Here is a 12,533-nt window from a genome sequence, read left to right on the forward strand (position 1 = left end):
ATAAGCTGGCAAGAACAGTAATTTGAACTTTGGGTTGTCGCTCAGCCACTTCTGGGTTTTCTTGCTCTTGTGGATGATGTAATTATCCACGATTAACCGAATGCTTTTAGCCCGACGATATTGGCTTTTAAGCTTCTCCAGTAATTCAATAAATAAGTCACTGGTCTTGCGCTCGCCACCTACATAAACGATTTGCCCAGTCTGGCCGTGTAACGCTCCCGCCAGATAATGTTTCTTGTTCTGTCCTGGTGTTGCCACTTTACGCTGCTCGCCACGGTGCCCCCAATCTGCACCGATTTTAGGATTCAGATGGATGTCCACTTCATCCTGGTAAAACACCGGGTGGTCAATACTGTTATCTGCCAGCGCCTCCCGGATAGCCGCCAGTTTCTCCTCTTTATCCGGGTCTTGGATATAAAGAGTCGGCGCAGCTCGCCGCCAGACAATTCCTGCTTTGGGCAACCAGCGTCTGATTGTTGAGCTGTGGATCTGAATGTTGCATAACTTGTTCAGTAACAGCGCAAACAACTCAGTACTCCAGCGTGAACGCTGATATCCAAGCGTCCTTGGCGTGTACTTCAGCAAAATTTTCAGCACGCCACAGATAAAATCCCGATTCTGCCTAACGGGTCGACCAACGCCTTTCGTTTTTAGACCATCAACACCGGCAACGTCATACCATTTCAACCAGCGGTTAAGCGATGACCGACCCGCTTGCAGTAGGCTCGCAACCTCTGACTTGGTTTTACCTTTCAACACCAGCAAGACGGCATTCGCACGGCGGCAAAGGTCTCTATCTCGTGTTTTATGAATAATCTTCTTCAATCGGCGGGTTTGTACGCCATATAAAAATGCTATCCTGTTCATACTCAATGCGTTTGTGTGGCTTATTAGTTTGGCGACCGATCTGATCGCGCAAACTGCATTGAGTTCCCTTCCCTGAGTGATCTATTATTTGGAATATTTATTTAGCTATTTTTCGGTATTCTTATAGTGAAGTATAATAAAGTCATTTACATACATTCCAAGATGTACTGCGAATACATAAAGAATCCAATGGTGGTCACTTTTGCTGAATGTGTTAAATGATATTAATATTATTAATGGCCAGCTAGCTGATAATAGAGTGCTGAAAATGAAATTTTCTGGAATTTCTTTTGGGGGTTCGCTTCCTAACTTTCTTTCGTAAATTAGAAAGGTCAGAAATATTAAAATAGAATAAAGAAAGTAGTCGAGCGGTGGTGATTTAAATATGGCATATGTTATATAGGCAGTCGAGGATGAGATCACTCCAGCCAAGGTTGTTTTGATATTTTCCATAATAGCACCATTTTAATAAGAGAGAGTTATACTCTCTCTTATGTTTCAGAAATTATCCTCCACAGGCTACAGCACCAATTGCTCCGCCCGCGGCTGAACCGATAGTTGCACCATGCCGTCTTCCTATAAAGCTTCCAATAAACGCCCCTGCAATGACACCCGGAGGTCCGAAGAGGCTTCCAACTGCTGCACCAATAGTCGTGCCCGCATATTGACCTCCCGCGCCTCCCGCAATTCCACCTGCAGTAGTCCCAAGTGCTGTACAGGTGACCACACTTCCCCCACTTACGAGGGTAACTTGCTCAAAACTTAATTCTTGCATAATATTTCTCCTTGAGTAGGTAAGTAATTACAGCCTGCCTCTCAGGCTGCTAATCGGCTCAAGTAACCAGCTGAGTAAGCTGCGTTGCTCCAGCACGATATCTGCGCTTAGCAGCATGCCCGATTGCAGCGGGACGCTGCTGCCGTAAGCGCGGATCTCCTGACTATCCAGTGCCACCGCGACCCGGTATACCGGTTCCTGGATTGGCACTGGCATCTCTAATTCATTTGGTAACAAAATGGCCTGCCCGGTATGGATAACTTCGCCTTCATAGATGCCAAAGCGTTGGTAGGGAAAGGCCTCAAAGCGTAAGCGGGTGCGTTGACCTGGTTGCACAAAACCAAAGGCCCGGGTGGGTACCAATAAAATGGCTTCCAGACTGGCTGTGGCGGGTAAAATGGTTAGTAGTGGTTGTTGTCCGGTAATGGTTTTGCCCGGTTCGGCGATTAAGTTGGTGACGCGGCCTGCAACCGGAGCGCTTAGTAATAATTGTTGCCGGCCTTGTAATTCCAGTTGCTGTTGTTGCAGCCGGCTCTCTTCAGTCTCCAGCAAGCTTAGTTGCTGTTGTTGTTCGGCTGGCAGACGTTGCAGTTGGCCTGCCAGTTGTGCCTGATTAGCCAGTAATTGCTGCCGGCTACTGCTAAGCTCTGCCAACTGTTGCTGCAGTTGCAGCGCGGCTTCCTGTTGTGCCTGCAGATCCAGACGGCTGATCGCACCATTCTCTGCAAGTTGCGTCAGGCGGTTCACTCTTTGCTGTTGCAGTTGCCAGCGTTGCTCTAATAAGTGGATTTGCTGCAGTTGTTCGCTAAGTAGTAACTGCTGCAGCGCCTGACGTTGTTCAAGTTCCTGCTGTTGTTGTGAAAATTGTAGTTGCAGCTGTTGTTTACGTTCGCTTAGCAACTGTTGCTGCGACAGCAGGCTGGCTTGCAGGCTTTGCACCAGGCTCTCCCCGGCAGCCAACTGATCCGGAAATTGCAGCAGCACCAGGGGCGCACCCGCGACAACCTCTTTGCCATCCTGCACAAAGACTTTACTGATCACACCACTGCGGCCAGCGTAGATTTTAGCCAGCCCGCTGTTGGGTTGCAGATAACCAGCCACCGTTTCTTTGCGGTTAAAATCTGCCAGTGCCAGAAAGCTGATTAGGCTGGCAACTATGGCTAACAAGCTGGCCGTCAGGACGGTACTGCTAAGCGGCTGGGCTATCAAGACATCGCCTTCCAGCCGGTTCGCCTGCTGTTTTACTGCGGCAAGCCGGAAAAGGTTATTCCCTGTCATTTGTGATAAATAAGTTAAATATTGGTGATTAATAAATAGTCAATGACGTTTCGCTGGTAAAGGCGGTCTTAAGAATAATTTTTTATAATCGAGAGTTTTCTTAAAACGATGAGATCTGAGAGTCGCTCTTGTTATTGATAACTATAAATTTTATATTGGAATGCCGTTGTCACAGCCATTTTGACAACCGTCTAACGGTAGCACGCTTTGGTATAGGGGCAGAGTCGCCAGCGCGTAATATTAATGTGTACGTACGTCAGCAGTTTGATGCCTATAACCAGCCCGTATTTAAGTCGTTCTCAAGTGAAAATGATTATGAATCAAATGGTCAGGCAACCCTGTACGATGGGTTGCAACGGGTTAAGCGGCAGTACTCCACCGTCGATAATACGGGGGTTGATGATTATTATTTAACGAACAATCGTGTAGAAACAGTTGATGCGTTAGGTAACCTTACCACTACCACCTATCGAGCATTTGATTCGCCAGAGCAAAAACTCCCCTCGCTTATCAGTCAACCTGAGAATGTCACAACAACAATTAGCTATAACGTGTTCGACAATGTCTCAAGTATTGTTCAGGGTGGCGTAACAGAGTCACGCTACTACAATGCGCAGCAGCGGCTATGCCGTCTGTACCGTCCGGATGTTGGAGCAACGGCATACGATTATAATGCGGTTGGCGATATTCTTTGGGAAGCAAAAGGGGCGTCCGGTGCAAATAACACCTGTGCTACGGCGAGTGTGCTCGCGAGTGAGAAAACCAGTTTTAGCTATGACAATATCGGCAATATTCGGCAAATTACCTATCCGGATAGTAGCGGCAATAGCCTTTATACCTACGATGCGCAGGGTAACCTGAGTAGTCTGACTTCAGGAAGTACTGCGTGGGAGTATCAATACAATTCACTTGGCCTGATAGAGAAAGAATCAAAAACAAAAACGGCGCAAAAACCTATAGTCTGTATAACAGCGCTGGAGTGTTGATGAGTACCTATGAAAGTAAAGGTTATACCGACTATTACTACTTAGGCAGCCAGCTCGTAGCCAAGTATGCAGACCCTCGGACTCAATCGGATGAGCCAGGTTATACCGGCCATGTAGAAGATAATGACCTGCAGTTAACCTATATGCAGCAGCGGTATTATGACCCAATCATCGGGCGGTTTTATTCAAATGACCCGGTAGGCTTTACCGCCAGCAATCCGATGATGTTTAACCGGTATGCTTATGCGAATAATAATCCGTATAAATATACCGACCCGGATGGTAAGTTCCCAAGAAACGCTAGTGATATGGCAAGGTATCGAAGCATGGGCCAAATGCAACAGGCGCAACAACAAATCCGACAGGCTCAGTCTCACGCAAATGATATAATGGCACCCAATGATCCGGCTGGTGTGGCTTTAGGGGGCGTGGGCGTAGTTGCTAGTGTAGGTGTTGGTGCGACGGGCATTGGAACTTTGCCAGCAGCTGGTGGGCTTGCTTTAAGTCTTGATAGTATTCGCACTGCGTGGACTGGTAACAGAAGCATGTTAGGTATGGGGGCTGAGCTTATTACTGATGCTCTTGATCTTGATAAATCGATTGTAAACTCGGCAGGTAATGTTGGAGATAGCATTACGAATATGAGTGGTGGTCCCGGTGCTGTTAAAGGCATTATCAAAGGCACTGCTACGGCCGCTGATGCAGCCTCAATTGTCTCATCTACGAGAGAGGCAGCTAATATAGCCAGTGGTGTACAAACCTATTCAGTGAATGGCCGTATAGATTCTAAAAATTTAGCCAAGTCTCTTGAAGATAGGAAAAAGGAATAAACAGTGCAAAAAATCCCTACACTGCCCAAAGAATCAAAAATAATTTCTCGGCTAAAGAGGTTACCTCCCCCGGTTCAATTAATGTTGATAGCTATATTGCTCTATTTATCTTGGCATTTTCGGTACTACACCACTGGAGTGAATGAGGCTGAGCTTACAAAAGTTGAAGGAACGCTATATAGCTTTGAATGCAGAAGCCGCTTCCGAGGATCTGACGACATCATACTTTATACATCTCTGCGAGAAGAGGAGATATGGTTGAGAGCGTGGCAAAAATGTAAAAATCTATCCGATGCCATGTCATATGCAGGTTCGCCTCAGGAAGTGATTTTTCATACCCAAAGAACCCGAGGAATATTCAGTAAAATAAATAAAACCGATGGAATTTTAAGGGTTTACGCAGTCGATTTAAAATCCCCAAGGAAACAACTGATTTATCCAGCAAATGGGTTAGGAAAGCGATTAAATCCCAACATACTTGCAATTTTACTGGCGTGTTTAGCTTTTGTTTTGGCAGATAGTCTGCGTGAACAATGGTGGGATAAGCATCAAGCCAAGAAAAAAGCTAAAGCTGAAAAGCATTCAGATTAGGCACGAAAAACCACCAGCAGCTCGGTCAGTGCTTACCGGCAGAGGTGATCAATGCTTAACAGCAGGGCGGGCAATGTGGTGCAGCGCCAGCATTTGGCGGTGCTGCACAAATTGATCTTTTCTGCTGGCGGTGACTGATCAGTTCTGCTGCTTAATGCTGATCAGGCTGCTGTCATTTGCGGTTTAAAGTGCGTTCAAATAATAGGTGTTTTACATCAGAGAAGTTATCCGGGATTGGTGCGTCTTGATAGAGGATGTCTGATAGATGCTGGATCTCGGTGTGACAGATAAAGTTATAAAATTTTTGTTCATCTTCATCTGTTTTATTCACAAGGCCGCGTTGTATCGCTTTTTGGTATAGGTGTTTATAGGCATTGATGGTTCCGGCTATGTTGACATGGTAATGGTTAAATATTCGCATGGAGATCATCATGCGCAATCCATCATCAGCCCTGTAAGGCCAAGTATCGGGAGGCGTGCCGATTTTTTGTGCGGCGGCTATTTTAACAACTTGCATAGGGGTAATGCATTTGCATTGCCTCTACTTTGTGGCTAAACTAACAGTTGTTAGCCATCTTGAACCTGCGGAGATCATTATGTTTGCACAAATGGCTTTGGAAGCAGAGTCAACATTAACAGATCGTTTCCAGACAACAGTACCAAGTCCTGTGCGTCAGGCATTGCATCTGGATAAGAGAGACAAGATTAAATACATCATCCAATCCGATGGTAGTGTGCTGATGCAACGGGCTGAAACGGCGGAAACCGATCCTGTGCTGGACCAGTTTCTATCCTTCTTGGCTGTTGATATGCAAAAGCATCCTGAAAAGTTACAACTATTATCTGCGAGTATGCGTCAGAGCGTGGCATCGCTGGTTGCTGGGGTAGAAGTGGATTTGGATGCAGGATTGTCTGATAAGGATGAATAACTTTGCCAGACAATGTTCCGATGGTGGTCAATGGTTGGACGCTATTTGCCCACCCTCTTTTTGCGCAGCAGTTCCAAACGTTGAAAGACAAAGTTGGGGCATTAAAAGCAAAAGATCCACAAGGGTACAGTAAGAAAAACGATGCGAAGCGGTTAGCGGCAATCTATAAGCTGGCATTTGAGATTATTCCTCAAGATCCAACATTGCCAGACTATCGCCAAGGGACGACATTAGGTGACCATAATAAACACTGGTTCCGTGCCAAGTTTTTTCAACAGTATCGGCTATGCTTTCGATATCATCTTGAGTCGAAAGTTATTGTTTATGCTTGGGTCAATTATGAAGACAGCAAACGAGCCTACGACAGTAAGACGGATGCCTACAAAGTATTCGCAAAGATGCTAAAGTCAGACAATCCCCCGGATGATTGGGATGCACTTTTAAACGCTGCAAAGGATACGCAACTCTCGCCTTAGTTATGGTTGGTTAGATCTACTACGAGCAATATCAGCAAGATGTTGCTCGTAGCTAACTAAATAACATACCTAACGATGGCCACGTAGCACAGCATCACTGATTGGCGACTGGATAAGGTGCGCACGGCCGTTTCGACAACCGTTTAACGGTAGCACGCTTTAATATAAGGTCAAAGTCGCTAAATGATTACGTTACGCTGGTCGTACAAACTTGAACTATGACCAGCGTCTCCCACTTCGCAAGTCTTTTAGTCCATCTCTGGTAACTGCGTATTATCCAGCACCACTGTGGTTTGTGACGGGATTTTCTGGTTGTCAAAACTGTGGCTATAGGTGATTTTGATCTTGGGGATGGTGGTAAACACGGCAAAATGTGCAGCTGCTGCATTCTTTGCCATATCAGAAAATACAGACTTTACCGCGTTAATGCCGTCATCAGTTTGCAGTAACTCCAGATTTTCTTCTGCGCTTAACTGATTCTCTGCCGACATTTCTTGTAAAAAGTGTTTTGCAGATACCACATAGGTGTAGTTAAGTAGGCAGTTTCCACTTAGGAAAATCGCCTGGACACCTGTTAACTTTGTCATATAATCGACGTCTTGTGGTAGTTGAGCTCTAAGCTCAGTCATTACAGGCTGTAACTGCTCACAAACAGCTTTTGCATCCATAGCTGATGTTGTAAAAGGCAATAACACCAGACCAGCTGCAGTGAATATTAGTTTCATCAGATTCCCTCCAAAATAATTTGAGCTAAGAGTGTTTCATACTGGCACCATCTTGCATAGTGCCATAACAAACCGGAATTGAAATAAAGGCATCGCGGTAACCGACTTTCTGGGGATGCAAAATGATTAAAAAATGCCGGAATATGGCGTATGCTAAGAAACCAGCCAATCGAGATAGACACCGCACTTTTTCAAAAAGCCAGAGCAGCAATACACGTTGAGCCAATCGAATTCAACGAAACTAAAAGAGTTTGAAAGGCGCCCCAGGCAGGCTCTGGCCATACGGTTGCGGTAGGCGTATGGCTACAGCCGGTTTGAAGGGGAAGTTAATGATGCTGGCTTTTTTTAAACTGCTTTTCTCTTGCGATAAAGACCCAAACACCATACAAATAGCCAGCTACAGTCCATATTAGTGCATTTCGGAATAGGAATAAGTATAGATTGCCGTTACTGCTATCGAAGATAAATAGATAGTTATAAGTGGTCATGGTGATAAACATAAACAGCCCCCAAACCAGCACGCCATGTTTTAAAGCGAAGCGATTTAAGCCTGTTTTTCTAATATTGACCCATTCATGATCACTGAAATTATTTTTCATAGCCATTCTCAAAAAAATTATCAATACATGATCACGTTAATTAAACCTTATCCTCTCTAAACTGAGTAAGTCCTCAACGTCAGTTTTGATACGCACTAACAGAACTATAGCATGCTCTGGCATGACTGCTATTTCAACAACCGCTGAAATAAGCGTTTTAATGCTGCTGGCTTTAACGGTTTTAGTAAAAAGTAATAACCGCTATTTAGCGCTAACTCGCGGATCTGTTGGTCATGATCGGCAGAGTGGATAATCACCGGTGCGGTTAAAGCTAGATGGGCGCTGAGTTGATTGGCGACCTCGATGCCGGTGGCGTTATTGTCCAAATGGTAGTCAAATAAACACAGGTCCGGGACAAAGCCCTGTTGCAGGGCCGATAGCGCCTCTGCGGGTTGGCTTACGGCCTTTACTTCGCAGTGCCAGCTTTGTAGCAGACTCTGTACGGCCTTTAATAGCTGGGGTTCGTTATCCAGCAGCAGGATCTTTTTATCAGAAAAACTGGCGCTGACTTCATTTGGCAGCAGGGCACTGCTGGCGGCGGTCTGGCTGGCCGCACTGAGCGGTACCGCGACACTAAAGCAGCTGCCATGGCCTTCTATCGACTGTAGCTGCAGCGGATGCTGCAGCATGGTACTAATCCGATGCGCAATGGCCAGCCCTAAGCCGAGGCCCTTTTGGTCGGGTTGGCTGCCTTGCTGGAATTCTTCAAAAATACGTTGCTGATCGGCAGCGGCAATGCCGACACCGGTATCCAGCACACAAATTCTGAGCTGGCCGCCGCTACGTTTCACCCCCAGTACCACCCGGCCACTTGGCGTATAACGAATCGCATTGGCCAGCAGGTTTTGCAGTACCCGCTTTAGCAGCTTGCGGTCGGTATTTACCGTTAGCTTGCTGCTATGTAAGCTGAAACTCAGCCCTTTACGTTCGGCCAACACTGCAGCATCACGCGCCAGATCCTGCAGCAGTTGCGCGACCGCTACCGGCTGATAATGCGGTTTCACAATACCGGAGTCGAGCTTGGTCAGGTCGAGAATGGCCGTCAGTAATTCTTCAGCCGAGTCCAGTGACTGACTAAGGTTACTGCTTAGCTGCTGCAGCTCCGGCTCAGTGCACTTTTGCCGCAATAAGCTGGCAAAGAGGGCGGCGGCATTAAAAGGCTGCATCAAATCATGGCTGGCAGCAGCAAAAAAGCGGGTCTTGGCCTGGGTACTGGCCTCTAACTGGCGCTGGGTTTTTTGTAGTTGATTATTTAGCTGCTGCAGCTCGCTGGTGCGTTCCGTTACCCGTTGTTCCAGCAACTGGTTACTTTGCTCCAGCTGTTGCTGTACGGCAATAAAGGAGCTGACATCGGTATAGGTGGTGACAAAGCCACCACCGGGCAGCGGGTTACCCTGAATTTCCAGTACCCGGCCATCCTGCTGCTGCCGTTGCACCTTATAGGGGCTGCCCTGGCGTAAATAGCCGATACGTTTTTGGATCTCGGCTTCAATATCGGCGCTGTCGATCAGGCCGCGCTGCAAATTAAAGCGGATCAGCTCGGCAACGGGTTTGCCGACTTCGACCATACCGGCCGGGTAGTTAAACATCTCAATATAACGCCGGTTCCAGGCGATCAGCCGCTGCTCGGCATCCACCACGGCAATGCCCTGGCTGATATTGTCGATGGTTGATAACAGCAAATTTTGGTTAAAGCGAAACACCTGGCTGGCCTCATCGACAAAGCGTTCGACCGTTTCCATCGGCAGCGGATGATGGCGGCTCACCGCATCTATTACCAGACGCATCGAGGCACCACCCAGTACCGCTGCCAGGCTGCGCTCGGTGGCCTGGATCAGATTAGCCGGCGCCTGTCGCTGCAGCTCAGTTGCCGGTTGTTTAAGATTACGCTGTAACAGCCGCTGCGCTTCGCGCTCGCCGGCAAAGCGCCTGACCAGTAAAACACACTCCTCGCTGGTCAGCTGTAACTGCGGTTTAGGGCCACTGGCACGGCTATGGCGTAAAAAGCGGCTGCCCTGCAGATATTCGCCCAAACCGGTTTTGCTAAACTGGCTCACCAGCAAAATCATCAGGCAGTTTACACTCAGGCTTAACACTACCCCCAGTGTAATGCTGTCGCCCTGCCAGCCGAATAACTGCTGTGGTGCCAGCAGGCCGATGCCAAAGGGCCCTTGCTGCAGTAGATCACTGTGGAAAACACCGGCCCGCACCAGTTCGGGCAGCAGCAGGATATAGGCCCAGATCAGCGCACCGCTAATTAGGCCGGCAATGGCGCCGCTGCGGTTAATGCGCCGCGATAACAGTCCCAGAATCAGTACCGGTGCCAGTTGGGCGACCAGGGCAAAGGCCATTAAACCCAGCTGTGCCAGCGCCGTGCCACTGCCGACGGCGCGGTAATAAATAAAGCCGATTAACAACACCAGTAGCATTGATAGCCGGCGCAGGGTGGCAATTTTAATCGGGTTCTGGTGAGTTTCGGTCAGCCGGCGGCGCCGGAATAACAGCGGCACCAGTAATTCGTTGGTGATCAGGATCCCCAATACAACCGACGCCACCACCACCATACTGGTCGCTGCCGAAAAGCCGCCCAGATAGGCCAGCAGCGCAATATCAGTGCGGTTAGCCGCCAGCGGCAGTTGTAATACCACCAAATCAATATTGGCCTGACTGCCCAGTAACATTACCCCGGCCAGCCCCAGCGGAAGCGTAAAGATCCCCATTAGGAGCAGATAGAGCGGAAATAGCCAGCGCGCGCTGCGTAAATGGCTCAGGCGCTGGTTTTCGACAAAGCTGACATGAAACTGCCGCGGTAAACAGAGGGTGGCGGCAAAACCGAGCAGCACATGCACCCAATAGGTATGTGCCGGCAGCGCACGCTGTTGCACCTGCTGCACGGCCTCGCTGTCGGTTGCGCGCTGGAAAATATCGGCAAAGCCATCAAACATGCCCCAAACCACAAAGGCCCCAATGGCCAGCAACGCCAGTAACTTGACCAAAGACTCAAAGGCAATGGCGGTCATCAGGCCGGGGTTCGGCTGGTGTGCCTTGGCACTTTTGCTGACAAACAACATAGCAAATACCGCCATCCACAGGCACACATAGAGCCCGGTATCGGTATACCAATGCTCACCGGTTTCGCTGCCAACCAGCGTATTAATACTGGTGGCTACCGCCTGCAGCTGCAGTGCGACATAGGGCATCACCGCCAAAAACAGGATCACGGTGGTTAATACTGCCAGTAGCCGGGAGTGACCAAAGCGGGTGGCGATAAAGTCAGCAATGGAGGTAATGCGGTAGCGGCGACAGGCAATGGCGATACGCGCCACCAACTTAAAGCCAAACCAGAACAGGATAAAGGAGCCGATATAGGTTGGCGGCAGCCACCAGCCATTAACCACTGCCTGCGCGGTCACGCCATAGAACGCCCAGGAGGTGCAGTAAATCGACAGCGCTAAACTAAAAACCCAGGGCGCCAGCGGATGACCGGCACTGACCCGGCGGCCAAATAAGCCCACCGAATACAGCACCAGTAAATACAGCAATGAGATGGCAGCAAGGGTCGCCAGACCGATGCCGCTGGCATTTTGAATCATTTCAGCCGCAGCTTGCATAAAAGATTAAGCTGATTGTGCCGAAGAAGTGGGCAACTTGCTAGCGCGCCGTCCAGCCACCGTCCAATACCAGCGTTTGCGCGGTAATATGTTTGGCGGCGTCCTGGCATAAAAACAGCGCGGTTTGAGCAATTTCACTGACATCAATAAAGGCTTTTTGCGGCATTGGCGCCAGCATAATCTGCTCCACGACCTGTTGTTCGGTCAGATTATGCTCCTTGGCCTGGGCGGCGATCTGTTTTTCTACCAGTGGCGTTTTGACATAAGCCGGACAGATCGTATTGATCGTCAAATTACAGTCAGCATTCTCCAGCGCCACCACCTTACTAAAGCCCAGCAGGCCGTGTTTAGCGGCGACATAGGCCGATTTAAACGGCGAGGCGACCAGTGCATGAATAGAGCCTATATTAATCACCCGGCCAAAATTGTTGGCGCGCATCTGCGGTAGCATGGCGCGGGTCAGCATCGCCGGGCCGGTTAGCATCACCTCAATTAACAGCTGCCACTTTTCCGGTGGAAAATCTTCCAGCCGCGCCACATGCTGAATACCGGCATTATTGACCAGAATATCGGCCGGAAAACGCGCGGCACAGGCCGCAATGTGCTCGGCATTGGTCACATCCAGCACGCAGCAGTCGGCCTGATAGCCACGGCTGCGCAACAACAACACCTTGGTGTTGAGCAAGCCTTCGTCCAAATCGGCCAGTACCACCTGATAGCCGGCGGCGGCAAAGGCCTCCGCGACCGCAAAGCCAATACCACCTGTTGCTCCTGTAATCAGTACCCGCATTTTTTCTCTCCGGCAAAGGGTTATACTGCGATACTAGAAAAGCGCGGCCGCTTCCTCAACGGTACTTTAGTGCTAT

General features: G+C 48.8%; 12 protein-coding genes. 5 read left to right on the plus strand and 7 right to left on the minus strand.

From position 1 onward, the window contains the following. A partial coding sequence (locus tag A9165_RS09015) for an IS630 family transposase (RefSeq protein ID WP_065955636.1) occupies positions 1 to 867 on the minus strand: 867 nt, incomplete at its 3' end. A gap of 802 nt (positions 868 to 1,669) precedes the next feature. Further along, entirely contained in the window at positions 1,670 to 2,920 is a 1,251-nt protein-coding gene (locus tag A9165_RS09030; RefSeq protein ID WP_065955639.1) for an HlyD family secretion protein, read from the minus strand. 128 nt (positions 2,921 to 3,048) lie between these two features. Here A9165_RS09030 and A9165_RS09035 point away from each other — a divergent pair, with 128 nt between their 5' ends. The 3 genes from A9165_RS09035 to A9165_RS09045 are packed head-to-tail and all read left to right on the plus strand — an operon-like array spanning position 3,049 to position 5,327. Beyond that, on the plus strand, positions 3,049 to 3,906 hold the full coding sequence (locus A9165_RS09035; RefSeq protein WP_141686143.1) for an RHS repeat domain-containing protein: 858 nt from the start codon (positions 3,049 to 3,051) through the stop codon (positions 3,904 to 3,906). After that, complete coding sequence (locus A9165_RS09040) at positions 3,906 to 4,736, plus strand: RHS repeat-associated core domain-containing protein (RefSeq protein WP_065955641.1); 831 nt, start codon at positions 3,906 to 3,908, stop codon at positions 4,734 to 4,736. Before A9165_RS09035 ends, A9165_RS09040 begins: the two co-directional genes overlap by 1 nt. Before the next feature lie 3 nt (positions 4,737 to 4,739). After that, positions 4,740 to 5,327, plus strand: a complete 588-nt coding sequence (locus tag A9165_RS09045; RefSeq protein WP_065955642.1) for a hypothetical protein — start codon at positions 4,740 to 4,742, stop codon at positions 5,325 to 5,327. Positions 5,328 to 5,499: 172 nt separating this feature from the next. Here A9165_RS09045 and A9165_RS09050 read toward each other — a convergent pair whose 3' ends face one another. Beyond that, the gene (locus A9165_RS09050) at positions 5,500 to 5,844 is read right to left on the minus strand and encodes a hypothetical protein (protein ID WP_065955643.1); all 345 of its coding nucleotides are present in this window, start codon (positions 5,842 to 5,844) and stop codon (positions 5,500 to 5,502) included. A gap of 79 nt (positions 5,845 to 5,923) precedes the next feature. Between A9165_RS09050 and A9165_RS09055 the strand changes: the two genes are divergently transcribed. After that, a complete protein-coding gene (locus tag A9165_RS09055) occupies positions 5,924 to 6,256 on the plus strand; it encodes a type II toxin-antitoxin system PrlF family antitoxin (RefSeq protein ID WP_065955675.1) in 333 nt (110 codons plus the stop codon). 20 nt (positions 6,257 to 6,276) lie between these two features. Then, positions 6,277 to 6,732 (plus strand): type II toxin-antitoxin system YhaV family toxin, encoded by a 456-nt coding sequence (locus A9165_RS09060; RefSeq protein WP_065955644.1) that lies wholly within the window; start codon positions 6,277 to 6,279, stop codon positions 6,730 to 6,732. A 248-nt stretch (positions 6,733 to 6,980) separates the two neighbouring features. Here the strand turns inward: A9165_RS09060 and A9165_RS09065 are convergent, their stop codons facing one another. The 4 genes from A9165_RS09065 to A9165_RS09080 all read right to left on the minus strand — a co-directional run bounded on the left by A9165_RS09065 (position 6,981) and on the right by A9165_RS09080 (position 12,457). Then, positions 6,981 to 7,427: a hypothetical protein gene (locus A9165_RS09065; RefSeq protein WP_141686144.1), complete on the minus strand. Its 447-nt coding sequence runs from the start codon at positions 7,425 to 7,427 to the stop codon at positions 6,981 to 6,983. Between the two features lie 356 nt (positions 7,428 to 7,783). Beyond that, positions 7,784 to 8,056 carry a hypothetical protein gene (locus A9165_RS09070; RefSeq protein ID WP_065955646.1) on the minus strand — a complete coding sequence of 91 codons (273 nt, stop codon included), beginning with the start codon at positions 8,054 to 8,056 and terminating at the stop codon, positions 7,784 to 7,786. Positions 8,057 to 8,184: 128 nt separating this feature from the next. After that, complete coding sequence (locus A9165_RS09075; protein ID WP_255365685.1) at positions 8,185 to 11,649, minus strand: PAS domain-containing hybrid sensor histidine kinase/response regulator; 3,465 nt, start codon at positions 11,647 to 11,649, stop codon at positions 8,185 to 8,187. A gap of 58 nt (positions 11,650 to 11,707) precedes the next feature. Further along, positions 11,708 to 12,457, minus strand: coding sequence for a 3-hydroxybutyrate dehydrogenase (locus tag A9165_RS09080; protein ID WP_065955648.1), 750 nt, complete (start codon positions 12,455 to 12,457; stop codon positions 11,708 to 11,710). Between the last annotated feature and the right edge of the window lie 76 nt (positions 12,458 to 12,533).

It is taken from the genome of Alishewanella sp. HH-ZS (assembly GCF_001704375.1).
GTDB classification, from domain to species: domain Bacteria; phylum Pseudomonadota; class Gammaproteobacteria; order Enterobacterales; family Alteromonadaceae; genus Alishewanella; species Alishewanella aestuarii.